Source organism: Micromonospora sp. bgisy143, assembly GCF_057708145.1.
The window spans coordinates 154,526-176,216 of sequence record NZ_JBYIRN010000012.1; the positions used below are offsets into that span (position 1 = coordinate 154,526).

The following is a 21,691-nucleotide window of genomic DNA, read 5'->3' on the forward strand; positions in this document are numbered from 1 at the left end:
GTCACTGCTCCTGACTGTCGAGGTGCCGTTGCAGGGCGTCCAGGTGCCGGCTCCACAGCCGGCGGTACGGGTCGAGCCAGCCGTCGACCGCCCGCAGCGGTCCGGAGTCGAGGCGGTAGATCCGCTGCCGGGCGGCCACCCGGCAGGAGACGAAACCGGCCTCGCGCAGCACCCGCAGGTGTTTGGAGACGGCCGGCTGGCTGACGCCGAGCCCGTGGACCAGCTCGTTCACGCTCTGGTCGCGCTCGCGGAGCGCGTCGAGGATCCGGCGTCGGGTGGGCTCGGCGAGCACGGTGAACGCGTCGGTGGACACCCGCCCAATATGCCTGGACAGTCATATGTCTGTCAAGGCATACGACTGTGGCCGCCGTCCCGGAGCGGCACCTCAGGCCGCTATCTATGCTCGGAGCATGGAACTGCGGATCTTCACCGAACCCCAGCAGGGCGCCACGTACGACCAACTGCTCGCGGTGGCCCGGCGCGCCGAGGACGCCGGCTTCGGCGCGTTCTTCCGCTCCGACCACTACCTCAAGATGGGCTCGGTGAGCGGCGACCCCGGCCCCACCGACGCGTGGACCACCCTCGCTGGTCTGGCCCGGGACACCAGCCGCATCCGACTCGGCACGCTGATGACCGCCGCCACGTTCCGGCTGCCCGGCCCGCTGGCGATCACCGTGGCGCAGGTCGACCAGATGAGCGGCGGTCGGGTGGAGCTGGGCATCGGCACCGGCTGGTACGGCGACGAGCACACCGCCTACGGCATCCCGTTCCCGGCCCTCGGCGAGCGGTTCGATCGGCTGGAGGAGCAGCTCGCGGTCATCACCGGCCTCTGGTCCACGCCGGCGGGGGAGCTGTTCAGCCACCCGGGCCGGTACTACCCGGTCAGCGACTCGCCGGCCCTGCCCAAGCCGGTGCAGCAGCCCCGCCCGCCGATCCTGCTCGGCGGAATGGGTCCGAAGCGCACGCCCCGGCTGGCCGCCCGCTACGCCGACGAGTTCAACCTGCCGTTCGCGTCGGCGGCGGACTCGGCGGCGCAGTTCGACCGCGTCCGCGCGGCGTGCGCCGAGATCGGCCGGGACCCGGCGGAGCTGGTCTGGTCCAACGCGCTGGTGCTCTGCTGCGGGCGGAACGACGCCGAGGTGGCTCGCCGGGCCGCCGCCATCGGCCGCGACCCGGACGAACTGCGGGCCAACGGTCTGGCCGGCACGCCCGACGAGGTGTTGAACACCATCGACCGGTACGCCAAGATCGGCAGCCAGCGGATCTACCTCCAGGTGCTGGACCTGGCCGACCTCGACCACCTCGACCTGGTGGCGAGCGAGGTGCTGGCGAACCTGTGAGTCGTCAGGCGCGGTGCTGCGCGGGCCGGTCCGGCTCGCGCAGCACGGTGTCCAACCGGCCGTCCCGGTCGCTGTCCACATAGGTGATGTCCGGTACGCCGTCACCGTCCACGTCGATCTGCACGACGTCGGCGACGCCGTCACCGTCGAGGTCGGTGACGATCTCGACCGACCCGTCCAGATGCCGCGTCACGATCGACCGCGACCCGCCGCCGGGCTCGCGGGGCGGCGGCCCGGGCGACGGTACGGGCGTCGGCGCGGGAGCGGGAGCGGGCGTCGGCCGGGGACCGGGCGTGGGTGCCGGGTGGCTCGGCATCCGGACGTCCGGCGGCGCGCTGGCCGGCTCGACCGCGCTGCCGGTCGGGTCCAACTCCTCCTCGGACGGGAAGACGTCGCCGCGCGGGGCCGGATCACGGTAGCTGCTCATGGGCGTAGGGTTCCCCGACGACGACGAGAACAACCGTGCCCGATTGTCGGGTGTCCTCGGTGCCCGGTGTGGCGGAAGATGTCGGGACCGACGCCACGGTCAGGAAACGGGGGTCCACGGGTGGAATTGCGCCGGAATCGGGGGGCCCGTGCGCTCGCCCTGGCCTGCGTACTCGGTGGGGTGATCCTCTTGGTCTATCCCAGCGACCGCGCCCTGCTACGGACGATCATCGCGGTGGGTGCCATCGCGCTCGGCGCGGTGGCGCTGGTCAGCGCGTTGCGACCGTTCCGGTTCGGCATCCACGCGGACGGGCTGAGCATCCGGCGGCCCGGCCTGCGCCGGGAGTTCCGCTGGGCCGAGGTCGACACGGTGGTCCTCGACGAGCCGCCCCGCCGGGACGGTTACCCGACGCCGCCGAGGCTGCTGCTGGTGCCCGTGCAGGCGCTGCCGCGTGAGCTGGTGACCGCCCGGCACCCGCTCGACGGCCGGCCGGCCATCGAACTGCTCGTCCTCGACCAGGTCCGCGAGCGGCCCGAGCAGGTGTCCGAAGCGCTCAACCGGCACGCCGGAGAACGGTTCGTCGACCTGCTCGCCCGGCGGCGCGCCGCCTTCGCCGTTCCGGACCTCACGGTCGGCCTGCGCGGCTACGCCATGGACGGGGTCGACCGGTTGCTCCGGCGCGGCCAGGACGCCCTGCTCTCCGGCGACGCGGCGGCCCGGCAGGCGGCCCGGGGCGAGATCGAGAAGGCCACCCGGGCGGGCCTGCCGATCGCCAACCGTGGTTACAGCACCTACCAGACGGATACCGTTCTGGACGCCCTCCTCGCCGCTCTGAGCGACCAGCAGTCCACCGATCGGGAGACCGCCACGTGACCACCCCGGGACCGAACGCCACGTCGACCGCAGCTCCCGAGGTGCCGCGCCGCAACTGGGCCGGCAACGTCCGGTACGCGGCCCGGGCGTTCCACCGGCCGACCTCCCTCGACGAGGTGCGCCGCCTCGTCGCCGGCAGCCGACGGATCCGCGCGCTCGGCACCGGGCACTCCTTCAACCGCTTCGGCGACACCGATGGCGACCTGGTGAGCCTGGCCGGCCTGCCGCCGAGCGTCGAGGTGGACCGTGAGCGCGGACAGGTCACCGTGAGCGGCGCGATGCGCTACGGCGACCTCGCCCGGCAGCTGCACCCCCACGGGTACGCGCTGGCCAACATGGCCTCGCTGCCGCACATCTCGGTCGCCGGCGCGGTGGCCACCGCCACCCACGGCTCCGGTCCCACCCACGGCAACCTGGCCAGCGCCGTCACCGGCCTGGAGTTGGTCACCGCCGACGGCGACCTGCTGCGCATCGACCGCGACGACGACACGTTCGCCGGGATGGTGGTGGGGCTCGGCGCACTCGGCCTGGTCACCCGGGTCACCCTGGACCTGGTGCCGGCCTTCGAACTGCGCCAGTACGTGCGGCTCGACCTCGACCCGGCCGCGCTCGACGAGGCGCTCGACTCGGCGTACAGCGTGAGTGTCTTCACCGACTGGCGTACCCCGCGCCTGCGGGAGGTGTGGCGCAAGCAGCTCGCGGACCAGCCGCCGCCGGCGGCGGACTGGCTCGGCACCACCGCCGCCGACCAGCCCCGGCACCCGGTGCTCGGGATGCCGCCGGAGAACTGCACCCCGCAGCTCGGCGAGCCGGGCCCGTGGCACGAGCGCCTGCCGCACTTCAAGCTCGGCTTCACCCCGAGCAGTGGGGACGAGTTGCAGTCCGAGTACCACCTGCCGCGTACCGCCGCCGCCGACGCGCTCGCCGCGCTGGCCGACGTGGCGCACCTGATCGCCCCCGTCCTGCACGTGTGCGAGCTGCGGACGGTGGCCGCCGACGAGCTGTGGCTCAGCCCGAACCACCGGCGGGACAGCTTCGTCGTCCACTTCACCTGGGTGGACGACACCGACGCGGTGCTGCCCGTGCTGGCCGAGGTGGAGGCGCGACTGGCCCCGTTCGACCCGCGCCCGCACTGGGGGAAGGTCTTCGTCACCGACCCCTCCGAGCTGGCCGCCCGCTACCCGAGGTACGCCGACTTCACCGCCCTACTGAGGGAGCTAGATCCGGCCGCCAAGTTCCACACCGACCAGCTGAACCACTACTTCCCCCGCTGACCGGCCTGGGCCCCATTCGCCCGGTGATCATGAAGCTATTGCCTTCCGGCTCGGCGTGTCGGCGCAATAACTTCATGATCAGCGGGAGGAGGAGCGGGAAGCCGCCTCGGTGCGCAGGGTGTTGCGTTGGACGGCTCGGGCGATGTCGCTGGGGGAGACAATGCCCGTCAGGTGGCCGTCGTCGCCGACCACCAGGGCGCGGCCGTCGGCGCACTCGCTGAGCCGGGGGAGCAGGTCGTTGAGCTGTTCACCCGGCTGGGCCAGCACCAGCTCGTCCGCCCGGCAGGCCACCTCCGCGAGGGTGGTCGACGCCCGCCGGTCGGCCGGTACGCCCCGCACCCGGTCCACGGTGACGAGGCCGGTCGGTCGCCCCTGCTCGGTCAGCGGCAGCGCCGAGTGCCGGTACGCGAAAAGGTAGTGGTCGACGAAGTCGGCGACCGTCATGTCCGCCGACGCGGTCTGCGGCTGTGGTGTCATCACGTCGGCGACCCGGATACCGCGCAACGCGGTACCGGTCCGGGCCTGCCGTTCCTCCACCCCGGCGGCACCGATCAGGAACCAGCCGATCAGCGCCAACCACAGGCCGCCGAAGCCGATGCCGGACAGGAACTGCCACAACCCGAGGCCGATGAGCAGTACGCCGAGCACCCAGCCGGCCCGGGCGGCGACCACGGACGCCCGGGTCCGGTCGCCGGTGGCCTTCCATACCGCGGCGCGCAGCAGCCGGCCACCGTCCAGCGGCGCGGCCGGCAGCACGTTGAAGACCGCCAGCAGCACGTTGATACCGGCCAGCCAGGCGATCGCGCCGAAGAGCAGCCCACCCTGCCCGGCCAGCGCGAACAGCAGCGCGATGACGCCGAAGAACGCCCCGAGCAGCAGACTGACCAGCGGTCCGACGCCCGCGATGCGCAACTCCGCGCCGGGGTCGCGCGGCTCGCCCTTCAACTCGGCGACCCCACCGAACAACCACAGCGTGATCCCGTCGACGGTCAGCCCGTTGCGCTTGGCCACCACGGCGTGCGACACCTCGTGGGCGAGCAGGCCGACGAAGAAGACCACCGCCGCGGCCAGGCCGGCGAGGGTGTACGCCACGGGCGAGCGGTCCGGGTACGAGCGGGGAAACTGGTTGGCGGCCAGTCCCCACGCGATCAGCGCGAAGATGACCAGCACGCTCCAGTTGACGCCGACCGGCACCCCCGCGATCCGACCGATCCGGAAACTCGCCCTCATCCCGGGCTCATACCCACGGTCAGCCGAGCCATGCGACACGCCGTCCCGAGGTCGTCGGTCGAAGTAAGCAACGGATAGAGTCAGAGTATGACTCGCCGGATCACCATCAGCCTGCCCGACGACGTGGCCGCGTACGTGGAGCGTACGCAAGGCAACACCTCGGGCTTCATCGCCGGGATCTTGCGCCGCAAGATGCGCGCCGACGTCCTCCGGGCCCGGTGGGCGCGGCTCGGCTACGTGGTCACCGACGAGGACGTCGAGCGGACCCGGTCTCACCTCGCTACCCTGACGCCGATCTCCGACGAGCAGCACGCGCGCAACGCCGAGTGGCTCCGTCAGTTCGACCAGGACGGATCGGCCGCCGCGTGAATGGCCTGGTCCTGGACACGTCCGCCCTGCTCGCGTACGCCTCCGGCACCAGCGTCGAACCGGGGGCGATCCTGACCCTCGCCGAGGAGGACCCGGCGCAGGAGGTGTGGATCCCGGCTCTCTGCCTGGGACAGGCGCAGCTCGAGGTGGCCGGCACGCCCGCCGCTCACCTCCTCGACCTGCTCCTGAGCGAGGAACGGGAGATCAAGGTCGCGGTGTACGACGCGCCGACCAGTCGCCGCGTGGCCCGGATCGCGGCACGGTTCGCCGTGCCGTTGGACGTCGCGCACGCCGTGGCGACTGCTGTGCTGTACCGCTGCTACCTGGTCACGCGTGAGCCCAAGCGGGTCGCGCCAGCGGCACCGCCGGACCTGGAAATCCTCGACATCTCGCTCGACTGGAGCTGAATTCCCAGCGTTCGGTTGGTCATCGAGTATGGTGTCCCACGGACGAACTTCCGCAAGGGCAGGAAAGTCCCTTGTGTCAGCCTGCTTCAAATGAGTAAATAGCGCAAAGGTTGGCTACGAGAATATATTCGGCACTCTGTGCTCCGGCGGCAGGGTTGCCTAGTTAAAGCCTTACCCAGTGATAGATTGCACCAGCAGCAAGAGCCGAGACGGCCGTCTTGGTGCTGAGATCCACGATCGCCGGAACGCGGACTCAGCCAGACCAGTGTTGAAACACTGGCCGGGCTGGGTTGACGCAACCTCGCCCGATAAGGGAGGAGGGGTTGGGAAGTGTGGATCGCCAGTCTTGAGCCACTCTTTAAGGCAGGGCCGACGGCCGTAGCTGCTGCACTTATTGTGCTGGTAGCAGGGTTGGTTCTCATCGTTTATCTTGCCCTACGCGGCAGTGATCCGAAGGATCGGCCCAACATCATCAAGGCCGTAGCCGAGCTGTTGCCATGGCATCGGTGATCCGCTACTGCAGGGCCGTATTCACCGGCGCGGTCGCCGTGCTGCGGCTCTGACGCCTCAACGGCGGGGGGTCTCGCTGGCGATTGTCGCCTCGCGGGGCAGTGCCGCCGCTCGCATCGCCCAGTCCAGCGCGTAGTCGGCGATCTTCTCCCAGCCGGGTGCCCCGACCGTGAAGTGCGACCGGTCGGGAAACTCCTCGTACGCGGTCAGTGCGCGGGACTTCTGGTAGAGCCCCGCGTTGGCGCGGACCACCGACGCCGGCACCACGTGGTCCTGCCCGCCGGCCATCAGCAGCAGCGGCGCCCGGTCGATGCGCCCGGTGTCGACGCGGGCGGGTGAGCGCGGGTCGACGTTGGCGAACGCGCCCTCGAAGAAGACCCGGCCCGCTCCGGGGACCGCGTACCGCTGCCAGGCCCGGTCGGACTCCTCGCGGCTCAGCGTGTTGCCGAAGGTGTAGGCGAAGTCGTCCGGGGTGAACGGGACGGCCTTGCCACGGTTGGCCGGGCTGCGCAGGATCGGGAAGCCGGAGCGCAACTGGCTCAACGGCACCTTGAGCACGCCCTTGATCGCCGCCGGGTGCACACCCACCACCGCAGCGCCGAGGCCCCGGTCGGCGAGGACCTGCGCGAAGAGCCCACCGAACGAGTGGCCCATGATGATCGGTGGACGGGGGAGCGCCCGGATGATCCGGTCGTAGTGGGCGACGATCGTGGCCATGCTCTGCTCGGCGATCGGGCTGGGATCGTCGCGCAACTGCTCCACCGAGCGGTCCATGCCGGGCCAGGCGGGAGCGATGACGTGCATGCCGCGCTCGGTGAAGCGATCGGCCCACCCCTCCCAGCTCCGTGGGGTCATCCAGAGCCCGTGGATCAGCACGACCGTGTCGACCTGGCCCTGCGGCGTGGCACCCATCGCGTCCTCCCGGTGTCGCGGCGTCCGGCGGCGCGCTTACCCGCTGCCGCTCTCGGAATGCCTGGTCGGGGTCGGATGTGCCGGTGGGCGTGATGCCTCAGGGGCATCTTGATGACTGGGTGGCATCACGCTCGTCGCGGTCCTCGCCCGCCGGCCCGTCACGCTGCGTGCCCGCCGGGCTCGGAGCCGTGCCGTCCGTGCCCTGACAAATGTCACGGCCGGAACGTGACGGCCGCTTCAGGACTTGCGGTCCGCGACACCCCAGCATTCATTCCATGACCAGTACGCAGCCGGCCGTCGAACTGAGCGGCCTCACCAAGACCTTCGGTACGGTCACCGCGGTCGACGGACTGAGCCTGCGGGTGCAGCCCGGCGAGGTGGTGGCGTTCCTCGGCCCCAACGGGGCGGGCAAGACCACCACGATCGACATGTTGCTCGGCCTCGCCCGGCCGGACGCGGGCACGGTGCGCGTTCTCGGCGGCACGGCCGACGACGCGGTGGCCCGGGGACGGGTCGCCGCCGTACTCCAGACCGGTGGGTTGCTCAAGGACCTGACCGTGGGTGAGACGGTGCGGATGACCGCGCACTTCTACCGGCGTACCCGCCCGACCGCCGAGGTGCTGGAGCGCGCCGGGATCGCCGACATCGCCGACCGGATCGTCGGGCGATGCTCGGGCGGTCAGCAACAGCGGCTGCGTTTCGCGCTGGCGTTGCTGCCGGACCCGGACCTGATGGTCCTCGACGAGCCGACCACCGGCATGGACGTCGAGGGCCGGCGGGACTTCTGGCAGGCCCTGCGCCGCGACGCCCGCGACGGCCGGACCGTCATCTTCGCCACCCACTACCTCGACGAGGCGGACGCCTACGCCGATCGGATCGTGCTGGTCCGCCGGGGACGCGTGGTCGCCGACGGCACCACCGCCGAGATCAAGAACCTGGCCGCCGGTCGTACGGTGCGGGCCACCCTGCCCGGCGCGGACCAGGCCGCGCTGGCCGCGCTGCCGGAGGTCGACGCCGTGGAGGTACGCGGTGACAGCGTGCTGGTGCGTACCCGTGACTCGGACGCGATCGCCCGGCACCTGCTCACCCGGACCGCCGCCCGGGACGTCGAGATCACCTCCCGCAACCTCGAGGACGCCTTCCTCGCCCTGACCAGCGAGCCGATCGGAGCCTGACGATGACCACCCTGCCCGCCCCGGCCGTCCTCGGCATCGAGTTGCGCCGGGTGCTGCGCAACCGTCGTACCCTCGCCTTCACGCTGATCATGCCGGGTGTCTTCTTCCTCATCTTCGGTCTGCCGCAGCGCGGGCAGACGCTGGACAACGGCCGGCCCGTGACGGCGTACATCATGATCAGCCTCGCCGTGTACGCGGCGATGGTGGCGACGACCAGCGCGGGCGGCGCGGTCGCCACCGAGCGGGCGTTGGGGTGGAGCCGGCAGCTACGGCTCACCCCGCTGCGCCCGAGCGCGTACGTGGCGATGAAGGTCGCCACCGCGATGACCCTCGGCCTGCTCGCGGTCGTCGTGGAGTTCCTGGTGGGCGCCGTGGCCGGCGTCCGCCTCCCGCTGGACGTCTGGCTGCTGGCCGGGCTGGCCGCCTGGATCGGCTCGCTGGTGTTCGCCGCGTTCGGTCTGTTCATCGGCTACCTCGTGCCGGCCGAGAACGTCATGCAGTTCATCGGGCCGATCCTGGCGGTGCTGGCCATGTTCGGCGGGCTGTTCGTGCCGGTTGAGGTGTTGCCGCACGTGCTCCAGCAGGTAGCGACCTTCACCCCGGTGTACGGCATGGGTGAGCTGGCCCGCGCCCCGCTGACCGGCGACGGCGTGAGCATGGCCGCGGTGGCGAACGTCGTCGTCTGGACCCTGGCCTTCGCCGTCGGCGCGACCCGGCTGTTCCGCCGGGACACCGCGCGGGTCTGAGCGTCCCGACCGCTAGCGTGGACACGATGGACCTCCCGACGGGGCAGCCCCGGCCGATGACCCGCCACTGGCGGTACATCGGCTGGTTGCTGGCCGCCGTGTGGCTGTTCTTCCTTAACGTGCCGCTCGCCACCGCGCTGCACCAGCCGGAGCCGTGGCGGCGGGTCGTCGGGGTGACCGCCCTGGTCGTCTTCGGCCTGGGTTATGTGCTGCTGTTCCAGTGGGCCCGCCGGTTGCGCCAGTCGCTGCTGCCGATCCCGGCGGGTCGGGCGCGGCTGGGCCTGCTGCTGTTGCTCGCGGTGGGCGTGGCCAGCATTCCGGGCACCGACGGAGACTGGCTGGCCACGCTGGTCTACGTGGCGGCGGCCGGGGTGTTCCTGCTGCCGGCGTTGGAGGCGGCGGCCACCGTGGCGCTCTGCGCGGTAACGCCGGCGCTGGCGTCCTGGCTGGTGACCGGCTGGGAGGCGGAGAACGGGATCGTCTTCGCGGTGCTGCTCGCCTCGTTCGCCATGTTCGGCGTCTCGCGGCTGGCCCAGCGCAACAGCGAGCTCCAGGCCGCCCAGCAGGAGATCGGCCGGCTCGCGGTCGCCGAGGAACGGGCCCGCGCCGCGCGCGACCTGCACGACATCCTCGGGCACTCGCTGACCGTGGTGGCGATCAAGGCGGAGCTGGCCGGGCGGCTCGTCGAGGTCGACCCCGCCCGGGCCGCCGCCGAGATCGCCGAGGTGGAGCGACTGGCGCGGTCGGCCCTCGCGGACGTGCGGCAGACCGTCGGGGCGTACCGGGAGGTCACCCTCGCCGGTGAGCTGGCCGGCGCGCGGTCCGCGCTCGCCGCCGCGGGCATCGCGGCCGAGGTGCCGGCCGAGACGCCGGAGCTACCGCGCGAGTGGGACCGGTTGTTCGGGTGGACGGTGCGCGAAGGGGTGACGAACGTGGTCCGGCACAGCGGAGCGCGGTGCTGCACGATCCGGGTGAGCCCGGACGGGGTGGAGGTCGGCGACGACGGTCGGGGACCGTCCACCCCGGACGCCGCCGGGTACGGGCTGGTCGGCCTGCGGGAGCGGGCCCGCCGGTTGGACGCCGTGGTGACCGTGGGTCGGCGCGGCGACGGCACCGGCTTCCTGCTGCGGGTGCACGCCCCGGGGCAGGCCCGGTGAGCGGCGCGTCGCCGTCGATCCGGCTGCTGCTCGCCGACGACCAGGCGCTGGTGCGGGGCGCGCTGGCCGCGCTGTTGTCGCTGGAGCCGGACCTGAGCGTCGTGGCCGAGGTCGGCCGGGGTGACGAAGTGGTGCCCGAGGCCCTGCGGCACACGCCCGACGTGGCCCTGCTGGACGTCGAGATGCCCGGCCTGGACGGCATCGCCGCCACCGCCGCGCTGCGGGCCGCGCTGCCGTCCTGCCGGGTGCTGGTGGTGACCACGTTCGGTCGGCCCGGTTACCTGCGTCGCGCCATGGAGGCCGGTGCGAACGGGTTCGTGGTCAAGGACACCCCGGCCCGGCAGCTCGCCGACGCCGTCCGCCGGGTGCACGCCGGCCTGCGGGTGGTGGACCCGACGCTGGCCGCGGAGACGCTGGCCACCGGGGCGAGCCCGTTGACCGAGCGGGAGACCGAGGTGCTGCGGGCGGCCCGGGGCGGCGGCGCGGTCGCCGAGTTGGCGAAGGCGCTGCACCTGTCCGAGGGGACGGTGCGTAACCACCTGTCGGCGGCGATCGGCAAGACCGGCGCGCGCAACCGGGCCGCGGCCGTGCGCATCGCCGAGCAGAACGGTTGGCTGCTGGGCGAGTGAGCGGCCCGGCTCAGGCGGTCGGTGGTGGCGTGGGGAGCTTGTCGACGACCACCAGGCTGCTGCCGGGCCGGACCTCGGCGAGCAGTTCCCGCTGACCGCTGCGGGTCACCCGGATGCAGCCGTTGGTGGTGTTCTCGCCCAGGTCGTCGTCGTTGTGCCAGGTGTGCAGGCCGATGTGCGCGCCCTTGAGCCCGGTCGGCACCGCCTCCGGGTCGTCCGGCACCGAGCCGAGGGCGTAGATGTCCACCCCGCCGTAGACCTCCTCGGGTGGCGGGGTGCGGCCCAGGATGAAGGTGCGCCCGAGCGGGGTCTCCTGCCCCGACTGGCCGAGGCTGGTCTCCCACGAGCGCACCGCCTTGCCGGCCCGGTACCAGGTGAGGCGGTGCACCGTGCGCTCGACCACGATCTGGTCGCGCAGCGGCACGGTGTCGAAGCCACCCGGGGGCAGCCAGGCGAGCTTCCGGTTCGCCGACGGCAGCAGGACGGCCGTCCAGCCGGCCCGCCGCTGGGCGATCGGCACGGTCAGCTCGACACCGGCGAGCGTCGGTTCGACGAACGCCAGCGGACGACCGCCGGGGGCGTCGTACGCGGCGATCCGCCGGGTCGGGTGCACACCCTCGGTCAAGGGTGTGGTGTCCATCGTGGCCGGGTCGGCGGGGAAGCCCTTGGGGGCGGGGTCGTAGTCGAGCACCGGCAGCCCGTCCGGGGCGGGCGCGGCCGGCGGGACAGACTCCTCCGGGCTCTGGTCGACGCTGCTCGGCGTCGGGTCGGCGACCACCACGTTCTGCTCGTCGGGGGCCGTCGAGCGTGGGGTGAGAGCCTGGCCGACCAGCAGCGCGGCGACCAGCAGCACGGGTACGGCGATCGCGCCGGCGATCCAGCCGGCGCGACGACGATACGGGGACATTCGGTCAAACTGCACGAAACTAGTCTATGGCGGTGGACGGCCCGGGGCCCCCGGTTCGGCGATACCCGCCGTCCGGAGGCCCCGGGGTCGGTCAGACCCGCGCGCCGATGTGGATGGCGACCGCGTCGTGCGCCGGCACGTTCGCGGCGAACCAGCCGCTACCGTCCACGGTGATCACCGGACCGCTGCACGATCCGTTCGCGTACGTGCCGTGGATGACGTCGCAGTACCGGCCGGCAGGCAGTCCGGTGTAGTACGAGCGGCCGTTGATCGCCGAGTCCTCGTCGTTGACGGTGAGGTAGCCCTTGCCGCTGCGGCTGAACGCGATGTGGTTGTTGCCGTTGTCGTACCAGTTGGCCACACCGGCGCCCTCGGTGGCGTTGCGGAAGCCGACCATGTTGGCGATCACCGGCCAGCGGTGCTCGCACTCCCAGCCCGAGTAGCAGGTGGTGTTGAGGGTCTTGTTGCCGCTGTCCGAGGGTGGGCCGGCGTCGCGGTCGCTGAAGGTGTAGCTGGACATGACCGTCGGCGACCCGTACGGCCAGGCCAGCATGAACGCATTGGCGAGGGCGTAGATGCCCCGGTCGCGGTAGGTCAGCACGCCGCTGGAGTCGCGCTGGGTGTCGTGGTTGTCCACGAACACCGAGGCCGACCCGCTGGGCAGGTGACCCCAGCCCTCACCGAAGTTCTTCAGGTACGCGAGCCGTTCGGAGCGCAACACCCGGGCCAGGTCCTTGCCGTAGCGGAACTCGTGCACGTCGCCGTTACCGGTGTACTCGGTCGGCTGGACCGGCTCACCGGCGCCGTAGATGACCTCCTGAACGAGGTACGCCGAGCGGGACAGCTTGCCCTTGATCGCGGCGATGTCGGCGGCCGGCATGTGCTTGCTGGCGTCCAGCCGGAAGCCGTCCACGCCGAGCGAGAGCAGGTCGTTGAGGTACGACGCGATCTTCGTACGGACGTAGTCCGACTCGGTCTTCAGGTCGGAGAGGTTGACCAGCTCGCAGTTCTGCACCTCGTACCGGTCGTTGTAGTTGGCGATGTCGTCGCCGCCGTTGCGCCCACAGTGGTGGAAGTCCTGGGTCTGGTAGATGCCCGGGTAGTCGTAGTGCGAGTACGACGAGCCGGCCCAGCCGGTGCCGCCGTTGTCCTGGCCGGACATGTGGTTGATGACGGCGTCGACGATCACCTTCACGCCGGCCCCGTGGCAGGTGTTCACCATCGACTGGAACTGGGCCCGGGTGCCCTTGCGGGACTCGATCCGGTAGCTGACCGGCTGGTACGCCATGTACCACTGGTTGCCCCGCACGTGCTCCTGCGGGGGCGAGACCTGCACGTAGCCGTAACCCTTGGGGCCGAGGGTGCTCTGGCACTCGCTGGCGACCGACGGCCAGTTCCACTCGAAGAGCTGGACGATGACCTTCTTCGTGCCGGACGGGCTGGCGACGGCCGGGGGTGCCGTCGCGGTGAGGGGGACCAGCAGGCTGGCGACCAGGCCGAGGGCGAGGATCGCCGAGCTGCGTCGACGGTGGCGCATCGGGACTCCTGTCGGGAGCGGGGTGGGGGTGGTGATGCGGCGGGGGAACGCAGGGCTGCTCGAATCTTGCAACCCATGCTGAAATTTGCCGAAAGGTTACAAGCGTGTTGCAAGGACTGTCAATGCATGGACATTGATCACTGTCCGGTGGGGCCGCTACACGCGTCCCGACGCGGGTCGGTTCGATCCGGGCCAGAAATTTCCGTCCCCGGGTGATCCGCACGCCCCGCCGGTCCGTACTGGATGGGGGAGCAGGGGTCGGCCGGTGGTACGCCGCCGCGAGACGATCGAGGAGCAGATGGCCCGGGCAAAGCAGAACCAGAAGGCCACCGAGGTCCGGACCAGCACCAGCAGTCGCGGGGTGCGGACCCGGTCCCGCTCGGCGACGACGTTGCTGATCGCGTCGATGCTCGCCGCGTTCTGGGCGGCGACCATGCTGACCGGCGCCGGTCAGATGGCGTACGCGTACGGCTTCTTCTTCACCGAGTTCTTCGCGGGCGTGGTCGCCCTGGTGTCGCTGAGTCTCACCGTGATGCTGGGACTGCTCGCCACCGACCGGCTGGTGCTGAACATCTCGCACCGCGTGCTGATGCAGTCCGCGCACCGGGCCACCGGCGTCCTGGGTACGGCCGGACTGGTCTTCCACGTGCTCACCAAGATCGCCACCGGTCGAGCCGCGGTGACCGACTCGCTCGTCCCGTTCATCGGCGGCCGAGGGCTCTACGTCGGCCTCGGCACGGTGGCCGCCCTGCTCATGGTCAGCGTGATCTGGACCGGCATCATCCGGGCCCGCTTCGCCGGCGTCGGTCCGAAGTGGCTGTGGCGCACGCTGCACTCCGCCGCGTACCTCGCCTGGCCGTTCGCGATCTTCCACGGCCTGAACGCCGGCCGGGCCGCGGCGTCCTGGGTGGTCCTCAGCTACCTCGCCTGCGTCCTGCTGGTCGTGTTGGCCCTGCTGGTACGGCTCTCGGTCACCATCGGCCGGCGCAGCCGCGAGCAGCACCAGGCCGCCGTGCGCAACGCGGCGCTGGCCGGGCGGGGCACCGACGAGGGTCGCGGGCGCGCGCTGCTGGCCGGGCTGGGTCGCCGCCGCGAGAAGAGCGAGGACAAGCGCCCGGCCTGGGCGGAGGCCACCACCGCCACCTGGACCGCGCCGACCGGCCCCCGGCGGCGGGACCCCGAACGGTTCACCGTTCCGGTGGTGCCCGAGCCCGGCTCGCTGGTCGAGCCGACCCGGCCCAGCCGGCGTCGCCGGGACGAGGAGCCCGCCGCCCGGCAGGACCGCCGCGAAGAGATGGAGACGACGGCGACCCGCCGCTCCGCCCGCCGCAGCGCCGAGGAGGAGACGGCGCCGGTGACCCGGCGGCGCGCTTCGCGCAGCCGCGACCGGGACGAGGAGACCACCCAGACCGGGCGGCGGCGTGCCGAGGAGCCGGTGGCCGAGCGGAGCGGTCGCCGGTCCCGCACCGAGGAGGAGGGCACCCGGTACTCGGCCCCGCCGCGGCGGGCCGCCGACGAGCCCGAGGAGCCGTGGGACAGCCCGCGTCGTTGGCAGGCCGCCGAGCCGATCTCGGCCGGCCCGGTCTCCGCGGAGCCGATCTCGGCCGGCCCGATCTCCAGCGGCCCGATCTCCGCCGGTCCCATCTCGGCGGCCCCGCGCAGCGGCAGCGGCCGGCACAGCGCCGAGGACGACCTGCCGGAGGAGCCGGACTACTGGCGCCCGCCGGCCCGGTACGTCCCCGAGGACGTGCCGCCCGTCGACGACACCCCGACCCTGGTCGACCTGGCGTCACGGCGCGCCAAGCGGGCCGCCGGCGAGGGCCGGTCCAAGCGCCGCAAGGCCAGCGCGGACGCCGTGGACGGGGCGTACTGGGCCGGATTGCGGGGTGAGGCCAAGTGATGCGGACGACCGTCCCACCGGTGGCCTGTGTCGGTGAGCCTCGGCTGACCGCCGGCTTCGCCGAGTTCGGACGCCTCGACCTGGCCGCGCACGAGGAGGTCCACGGCCCGATCGGCCCGATGGAGCCGGCGCAGTTGCTGCGGCTCGCCGAGGGCATGCAGCTCAAGGGCAAGGGCGGCGCGGGCTTTCCGTTCGCCCGCAAGATGCGCGCCGTGCTCGAGTCCTGCGAGCGGCAGGACCTCTCCGCCGTGGTGGTGGTCAACGCCACCGAGGGGGAGCCGGCGAGCTGGAAGGACAAGGTGCTGCTCACCCGCGCACCGCACCTGATCCTCGACGGTGCGGCGTTGGCGGCGTACGCGCTGGACGCCGACGAGATCGTGATCGGTGTGGCGGACGACGGGGTCGGCCGGGACTCGCTGATGGAGGCCCTCGACGAGCGGCGCATGCCGGTGCCGACCACCATCGTCACCGTGCCGCACCGGTTCATCTCCGGCGAGGGCGGTGCCCTGGTCAACGGGATCAACGGGTTGCCGCACATCCCGCCCGGCACCAAGAAGCGCTCCAGCGACTCCGGGGTCAGCGGCCTGCCCACCCTGCTGTCCAACGCCGAGACGTACGCCCAGCTCGCGGTCGGCGCGCGACTCGGCCCGTACGAGTACGCGGCGCTCGGCACCGACGACGAGCCGGGCACCGTGCTGCTCACGGTGACCGGCGCGGCGGGCCGGCCGGCCGTGGTGGAGTGCACCGCCGGCATGCCGCTGCGCGACGTCCTCGACCTGTGCGAGGTCCCGGACGTCCAGGGCATCCTGATGGGCGGCTACCACGGCAAGTGGATCACCGCCGAGGCGGCGGAGAAGGCCGAGGTCTCCCGCAAGGGTCTCGCCGCGGTCGGCGGCACCCTCGGCGCGGGCATCATCATCCCGGTCGGTGTCGACACCTGCCCGCTCGGTGAGGCCGCGCAGGTGGTGCGCTACCTGGCCGGCGAGTCCGCCGGCCAGTGCGGCCCGTGCAAGATGGGCCTGCCGGACCTGGCCCGCGCGGTCGACCTGGCCGTGGCCGGCAGCCAACCGGCCGACGTCGTACGCGCCGCCGCCGGCGAGGTCAAGGGTCGGGGCGCGTGCAGCCACCCGGACGGTACGGCCCGCTTCGCGCTCTCCGCGATCGAGGTGTTCGCCGACGACCTGCGGCTGCACAGCACCGGCGACGGCTGCGGCCGGCGGGTCAAGGGCGTCATGGGGTTGCCCGGCGCGCCCGACCCCAACCCGCAGAAGCTCACCCTGGACTGGTCCCGCTGCGACGGGCACGGCCTCTGCGCGCACGTCGTGCCGGACTTCATCCGGCTCGACGCCAACGGCTACCCCGCCTTCCCGGCCACGCCGGTGCCGACCTGGCTGCGCGAGGGCGCCCTCAAGGCCGTCAAGGTCTGCCCGGAACTCGCCCTGCGCCTCGCCAAGGCCGAGTAGGGAAAGGCACTGACCAGCACACCTGCCGAACGGAGCTGCGGATGCGCAAGCGGATCGGGCGGACAGCGGCGGCGTGTCCGCCCCGGGTCGCCATCGTGGGGGCGCTCGTCGCCACCCTGCTCGCCACGGCGGCCTGCACCGGCACGGTGCCGCCCGACGCTGCCGCCGCCGGGACCGCGCCGACCTCGACCAGCGCCCCGGCCCCCTCGGCAACCCCCTCGGCCGGCGCGTCGTCGACCCCGCCGGCCCCGGTCCCGGACACCCTGCGCTTCACCGGTACGACCCTCGCCGGCAGCGCCTTCGACGCGACGCGACTGGCCGGGCGGCCGGTGGTGCTCTGGTTCTGGGCACCGTGGTGCGCCACCTGCGCCAGCCAGGCCTGGACGGTGGCCGAGATCGCGCCGAAATACCGGGACACCGTGCCGATCGTCGGCGTCGCCGGACTGGGCGAGCAGCGCGACATGAAGAACTTCGTCACCGAGTTCGACCTCGGCGACATGCCCCAGATCGACGACCGCAAGGGCGCCCTCTGGAAGCGGTTCAAGGTGACCGAACAGAGCATCTTCGTGATCATCGACCGGGACGGCAAGGTCGTCCACCAGGGCTTCCTGGACGGTGAGTCGCTCACCGCCCGGGTTACCGCGCTGGCCGGGGCGTGACCGGCCCGCTGCTGCTCGCGCTGACCGCCGGCATGCTCGGCGCGGTCAACCCGTGCGGCTTCGCGTTGCTGCCCGCGTACCTCTCCCTGCTGGTCGCCGGGGCGTCGGACGCCCGCGGCGCGGTCGGGCGCGCGCTCACCGCGGCGGCCGGGCTCACCCTGGGGTACGTGGCGGTCTTCGGCGCGTTCGGTCTGGCGCTCGCGCCGCTGGCCGGCTGGCTGCGGCCCCGGTTGCCCTGGCTGACGGTGGTGCTCGGGCTGCTGCTGGTGGTGGCCGGGTGCTGGCTGCTCGCCGGCCGGCGGCTGCCCGCGCCGAGCTGGACCGCGCGGGCGCCCCGGCTGACCCGGTCCTGGCCGTCGATGGCGCTGTTCGGCGCGGCGTACGCGCTGGCCTCACTCGGCTGCGCCATCGCACCGTTCCTGGCCATCGTGGTGACCAGCCTCCAGGCCGGCTCGACCGGACGCGGGTTGGCGCTGTTCGGCGCGTACGCCCTCGGGATGGGCCTGGTGGTCGCGGTCGCCGCGGTCGGGGTGGCGCTGCTGCGCGATTCGCTGGTGGCCCGGCTGCGCGTCGCCGGTGCGCTGGTGCCCCGGCTCAGTGGCCTGGTCCTGCTGCTCGCCGGCGGCTACGTCGCCTGGTACGGCTGGTACGAGCTACGGCTCGCCGCCGGCCGCCGAGATGCTCTGCACGACCCGGTCATTCTGGTGGCCGCGCAGATCCAGCACGCCCTGTCGAACACCGTGGATCGGGCCGGCCCAACGGTGCTCCTGGCCACCCTGGCAGCGCTGCTCCTCCTGGCAGCCCGCATCGCACGCTCCCGCCGCCGTCCTGCCCGCGATCTTGCACTTTCTGTCGCCGCAAAAGACGCGGATCGGGGCATCGAGACGACAGAAAGTGCAAGATCGACGGGGTGAGTCGGTCTGGCTTTGTGGGTCTTGACATCTGGGAGTGATCATCAGAGCCTTCTCTGACAACGTTGTCACACCGAAGGGTCACCATGCGCATCTCCGAATTCGAGCTGAGCAGGCGGCGGCTGCTCATCCTCGGCGGCGCCATCGGCGCTGGACTCGCCATCGCCCGCCCCGCCGCCGCCCACGCCGCGTCACCCGGCACCACGCCACCGGCCACGGCCACCGGCCCGGTTGCCGACACCTACCACGCGCTGCTGCTCGCCCACACCCGGTGGGCCGAGGAGCAGTGGGATCCGGCGATCAACGCGTACCGCCTCGCGGACTTCCGGTTCGCGGTCGTCCTCGGTAACGCGGTCCTGCTCATCTCGCCCGGGTACGACGCGGCGGCAGCCGGCGTCGACCGGGACACGCTGCACGCCCGTACCATCGCCACCATCCGCCGGTTCGCGGCCACCAACCGGCTCACCGGCGGCACCGAGTGGGGCCGACAGCTGTTCTGGGACAGCACTTTCGAGCTGTACTTCGTCCTGGCCGCCCGCCTGCTCTGGTCCGACCTGGACGAGGTGACCCGCACCAACGTCGACCGCATCGCCCGCGGGCAGGCCGCGTACGCCCACTCCCTCGGCACCGGTAACGACCCGCTCAGTGGCAGTTGGACGCCGAACGGCCGCACCGGTGGCTTCAGCGGTGACACCAAGCTCGAGGAGATGGGGGTCTACGCCCAGGCGATCGCGCCCGGCCTGGCCTGGGCGCCGGACGACCCCGCCGCCGCGGCGTGGCGCGAGCGGTTCTCGATGTGGACGCTCAACGCGAGCGGACTACCGGCAGCCGACCGCGCCAACCCCGCCGTCGTCGACGGGCGGGCGATCGCGGACTGGAACACCGCCCACAACATCCACGACACGTTCCTCGTCGAGAACCACGGCTCCTTCGGCCCGCACTACCAGGAAGAACTGTGGCGCACCGCGGGTCGTACCGCGGCGCACTTCCTGACCGCCGGCCAACCGCTCCCCGAGGCGCTCTCCCGGCAGCCCAACGGCGACCAGCTGTGGCGGACCATGCGGCTGCTGGCCAGCGACGCCGGCGAACCCTTCATGCCGATGGTCGCGGACCGCTACCACCTGTACGGCCGAGATGTCCTACCGCTCGCCTTCCTCGCGCAGGTCCAGGGTGACCGGCACGCCGCCCGCGCCGAGGCGGACCTCGCCGAGCGGCTCATGCCGTACCTGAACTACCCGCCGGAGAACCGGCTCACCAAGTTCAGCGGCGAGCCGAAGTACGAGCCCGAAGCCCGGGCCGAGGTCGCCATCAGTTACCTCTTCCACGCCTGGCGGGCGGCCAACGGCGGCGTGGTCCAGCCGGTCGCCAGCACCACGTTCTTCGCGGCGGCCGCCGGCACCCGGGACTTCGGGGAGCAGGCCGGGCTGACCGCCCACCAGACCCCGGCCGCCTTCGCCGCGGCGGTCAGCAAGACCGGATTCGTCTCGTTCCAGTGGGCCCCCGCCCACGACAACTGGTTGTTCGACACCCGGGCCGCCTCGCTGCTGCCGAGGCAGTCCGCGCCGGTCCTCGGCCGCACCTCCGCCGCGTACACCGTGGCCCGGGACGGCGTCGACGCCACGGCGACCGTTCTCCGCGTCGCCGGCGGCGCCGCCGGATACGTCACGCTTCCCACCGGTACGGTGGTGTACGCCACCACCGGCATCAGTGCCGACGAGGGCGTGCTCACCCTGTTCAACCTGGACATGCCCGGCGTACCCGGGCTCACCGGCACCCGTACCTTCACCGGCGAACAGGGGTCCGTCACCCTGGCCGGACAGTCGGGCGTCGGCGACGGTGGAACGGACCAGCTCAGCTTCGCGCCCCGGTCGGCCAGGTACGTGCGGATGCTCGGCCGATCCGCCGCCAACCAGTACGGCTACTCGCTGTTCGCTTTCGCCGTGCTCGACACCGGTGGGGTCGACCGTGCCGTCGGCCGGCCCACCACGGCGTCGTCCGCCGACCCCGCCTACCCGGCAGCGCGCGCCACCGACGGCAACCCCGCCACCCGCTGGGCGGTCGCCCGGGAGGAACGGGCTCGCGCGGACAGTTGGCTCGCCGTCGACCTCGGCGAGCCGATCGACATCAGCGGCGTACGCCTGGACTGGGAGGCCGCGTACGGCACCCGCTACGTCGTCCAGACCTCTCTGGACGGCATCGACTGGAGCGACGCGGTGGTGGTGCCGGACAGCCCGAACATCGCGGGCTCCTGGCTGGACATCGACGGACGAGCGGGTCTGGTGGTCCACAACGCCCAGAATCCGATCACCGTGACCGCCACCACCGTCACCCTGTCCAGCGGACCGGCCGCCGGCAGCGCTCGGCTGATCGTCGAGGGGTACGCGGGCGCGAGCCGGTCGGCCCTGGCCGCCGCGGCGTCCCGCACCCTGCCCGGCGGTGGTCCGGAGGCGTTGCGGGTGAGTGACGCGGACGGATACCTGAGCCTGTTCAACCTGTCCGACAACCCCGTCACGACGGCGGCCGTGACGCTGTCGCAGGACGCTGCGCTGCGGCTGTACCACGGAAGCCAGGTCACCGGATCGGGGACCACGACCTACCAGGTCGACCTCGCCGCCGCCACCGCACGCGTCGAGCCGCCCCGGTTCACCGTGACCGCGGCGCAGCCGGAGAAGGCGATTCCCGCCGGTACCCGGTTCGAGGTCACCGACTCGCACCAGGTCCGGATCACCGCACCCGCCGGGCAGATCGTGAAGGTGCAGTTGGAGTCAGCGGTCGACGGCGCCCGACAGCGTGTGACGGTTCCCGCCGGACACCGCAAGGACGTCGCGTTCGCGGGTGGAACGGTGACGCCGACCAGCGATCTGGCCCGGTCTCGGACGACCTACCCGACGTCACCGCTGCCGGCCGGCATGACCGACCCGTCGGCCGCCGTCGACGGCGACCCGGGGACCGCCTGGCAACCCGGCCCGACCGGCCGAATGGTGATCGACCTCGGATCGCCGCAGGAACTGGCCTCGGTCCGCCTGACCTGGACACCCGGCCGGCGCCGGCCGATCACGGTGTCCACCTCGGTCGACGGGCTCGGCTACCTGACGGTCGCCTCGGTCCCGAAGCCGAAACCCGAGACCACCATCTCGACGACGTCCTCCGCGCGGTACCTGGCGGTCGCAGTCGCCGACTGGCAGCCCGGTGACGCCCGGCTGACCTCCGTGGAGGCGTTCGGAGCCTGAAGGCCCGAACGGACGGCGGGGGGGGGGGGGGGGGG

The 21,691-nt window shown here is 72.3% G+C and carries 20 protein-coding genes; 14 read left to right on the forward strand and 6 right to left on the reverse strand.

Annotated features, from left to right (window positions below; all coding sequences use genetic code 11):
- Position 1 precedes the first annotated feature (1 nt).
- Entirely contained in the window at positions 2-313 is a 312-nt protein-coding gene (locus AC3EN4_RS16555; RefSeq protein ID WP_422736334.1) for an ArsR/SmtB family transcription factor, read from the reverse strand.
- Between the two features lie 97 nt (positions 314-410).
- Here AC3EN4_RS16555 and AC3EN4_RS16560 point away from each other — a divergent pair, with 97 nt between their 5' ends.
- Positions 411-1,340, forward strand: coding sequence for an LLM class F420-dependent oxidoreductase (locus AC3EN4_RS16560; RefSeq protein WP_422736333.1), 930 nt, complete (start codon positions 411-413; stop codon positions 1,338-1,340).
- Positions 1,341-1,344: 4 nt separating this feature from the next.
- On the opposite strand, the gene AC3EN4_RS16565 is transcribed toward AC3EN4_RS16560, so the two are convergent.
- Entirely contained in the window at positions 1,345-1,767 is a 423-nt protein-coding gene (locus AC3EN4_RS16565) for a hypothetical protein (RefSeq protein ID WP_435206694.1), read from the reverse strand.
- A 180-nt stretch (positions 1,768-1,947) separates the two neighbouring features.
- Between AC3EN4_RS16565 and AC3EN4_RS16570 the strand changes: the two genes are divergently transcribed.
- Positions 1,948-2,640, forward strand: a complete 693-nt coding sequence (locus tag AC3EN4_RS16570) for a hypothetical protein (RefSeq protein ID WP_435206695.1) — start codon at positions 1,948-1,950, stop codon at positions 2,638-2,640.
- A gap of 41 nt (positions 2,641-2,681) precedes the next feature.
- Positions 2,682-3,914 (forward strand): FAD-binding protein, encoded by a 1,233-nt coding sequence (locus AC3EN4_RS16575; RefSeq protein ID WP_435206711.1) that lies wholly within the window; start codon positions 2,682-2,684, stop codon positions 3,912-3,914.
- A gap of 78 nt (positions 3,915-3,992) precedes the next feature.
- Here the strand turns inward: AC3EN4_RS16575 and AC3EN4_RS16580 are convergent, their stop codons facing one another.
- Positions 3,993-5,144, reverse strand: coding sequence for a site-2 protease family protein (locus AC3EN4_RS16580; protein ID WP_435206696.1), 1,152 nt, complete (start codon positions 5,142-5,144; stop codon positions 3,993-3,995).
- 87 nt (positions 5,145-5,231) lie between these two features.
- On the opposite strand from AC3EN4_RS16580, the gene AC3EN4_RS16585 reads away from it, so the two are divergent.
- Positions 5,232-5,513: a hypothetical protein gene (locus AC3EN4_RS16585; protein WP_422736328.1), complete on the forward strand. Its 282-nt coding sequence runs from the start codon at positions 5,232-5,234 to the stop codon at positions 5,511-5,513.
- Positions 5,510-5,920, forward strand: a complete 411-nt coding sequence (locus tag AC3EN4_RS16590) for a type II toxin-antitoxin system VapC family toxin (protein WP_422736327.1) — start codon at positions 5,510-5,512, stop codon at positions 5,918-5,920. The genes AC3EN4_RS16585 and AC3EN4_RS16590 overlap by 4 nt, the downstream gene beginning before the upstream one ends.
- 567 nt (positions 5,921-6,487) lie before the next feature.
- Here AC3EN4_RS16590 and AC3EN4_RS16595 read toward each other — a convergent pair.
- Positions 6,488-7,342 carry an alpha/beta hydrolase gene (locus AC3EN4_RS16595; RefSeq protein ID WP_422736326.1) on the reverse strand — a complete coding sequence of 285 codons (855 nt, stop codon included), beginning with the start codon at positions 7,340-7,342 and terminating at the stop codon, positions 6,488-6,490.
- A 275-nt stretch (positions 7,343-7,617) separates the two neighbouring features.
- Here AC3EN4_RS16595 and AC3EN4_RS16600 point away from each other — a divergent pair, with 275 nt between their 5' ends.
- The 4 genes from AC3EN4_RS16600 to AC3EN4_RS16615 are packed head-to-tail and all read left to right on the forward strand — an operon-like array spanning position 7,618 to position 11,049.
- Entirely contained in the window at positions 7,618-8,517 is a 900-nt protein-coding gene (locus AC3EN4_RS16600; protein WP_435206697.1) for an ABC transporter ATP-binding protein, read from the forward strand.
- Positions 8,518-8,519: 2 nt separating this feature from the next.
- Entirely contained in the window at positions 8,520-9,263 is a 744-nt protein-coding gene (locus tag AC3EN4_RS16605) for an ABC transporter permease (protein WP_435206698.1), read from the forward strand.
- A 26-nt stretch (positions 9,264-9,289) separates the two neighbouring features.
- On the forward strand, positions 9,290-10,420 hold the full coding sequence (locus AC3EN4_RS16610) for a sensor histidine kinase (protein WP_435206699.1): 1,131 nt from the start codon (positions 9,290-9,292) through the stop codon (positions 10,418-10,420).
- Entirely contained in the window at positions 10,417-11,049 is a 633-nt protein-coding gene (locus AC3EN4_RS16615; RefSeq protein WP_435206700.1) for a response regulator transcription factor, read from the forward strand. The genes AC3EN4_RS16610 and AC3EN4_RS16615 overlap by 4 nt, the downstream gene beginning before the upstream one ends.
- 10 nt (positions 11,050-11,059) lie before the next feature.
- Here AC3EN4_RS16615 and AC3EN4_RS16620 read toward each other — a convergent pair whose 3' ends face one another.
- Together AC3EN4_RS16620 and AC3EN4_RS16625 are read right to left on the reverse strand one after the other, a co-directional pair.
- Positions 11,060-11,971: a L,D-transpeptidase gene (locus AC3EN4_RS16620; protein ID WP_435206701.1), complete on the reverse strand. Its 912-nt coding sequence runs from the start codon at positions 11,969-11,971 to the stop codon at positions 11,060-11,062.
- Positions 11,972-12,047: 76 nt separating this feature from the next.
- A complete protein-coding gene (locus tag AC3EN4_RS16625) occupies positions 12,048-13,493 on the reverse strand; it encodes an alpha-amylase (RefSeq protein WP_435206702.1) in 1,446 nt (481 codons plus the stop codon).
- A 265-nt stretch (positions 13,494-13,758) separates the two neighbouring features.
- Between AC3EN4_RS16625 and AC3EN4_RS16630 the strand changes: the two genes are divergently transcribed.
- The 5 genes from AC3EN4_RS16630 to AC3EN4_RS16650 all read left to right on the forward strand — a co-directional run bounded on the left by AC3EN4_RS16630 (position 13,759) and on the right by AC3EN4_RS16650 (position 21,656).
- Positions 13,759-15,393, forward strand: coding sequence for a ferric reductase-like transmembrane domain-containing protein (locus AC3EN4_RS16630; protein ID WP_435206703.1), 1,635 nt, complete (start codon positions 13,759-13,761; stop codon positions 15,391-15,393).
- On the forward strand, positions 15,390-16,856 hold the full coding sequence (locus AC3EN4_RS16635) for an NADH-ubiquinone oxidoreductase-F iron-sulfur binding region domain-containing protein (RefSeq protein WP_422736318.1): 1,467 nt from the start codon (positions 15,390-15,392) through the stop codon (positions 16,854-16,856). Before AC3EN4_RS16630 ends, AC3EN4_RS16635 begins: the two co-directional genes overlap by 4 nt.
- 41 nt (positions 16,857-16,897) lie before the next feature.
- The gene (locus tag AC3EN4_RS16640; RefSeq protein ID WP_435206704.1) at positions 16,898-17,515 is read left to right on the forward strand and encodes a TlpA family protein disulfide reductase; all 618 of its coding nucleotides are present in this window, start codon (positions 16,898-16,900) and stop codon (positions 17,513-17,515) included.
- Positions 17,512-18,429 carry a cytochrome c biogenesis CcdA family protein gene (locus tag AC3EN4_RS16645; protein ID WP_435206705.1) on the forward strand — a complete coding sequence of 306 codons (918 nt, stop codon included), beginning with the start codon at positions 17,512-17,514 and terminating at the stop codon, positions 18,427-18,429. Before AC3EN4_RS16640 ends, AC3EN4_RS16645 begins: the two co-directional genes overlap by 4 nt.
- Before the next feature lie 83 nt (positions 18,430-18,512).
- A complete protein-coding gene (locus tag AC3EN4_RS16650; protein WP_435206706.1) occupies positions 18,513-21,656 on the forward strand; it encodes a discoidin domain-containing protein in 3,144 nt (1,047 codons plus the stop codon).
- The last annotated feature ends 35 nt before the right edge of the window (positions 21,657-21,691 follow it).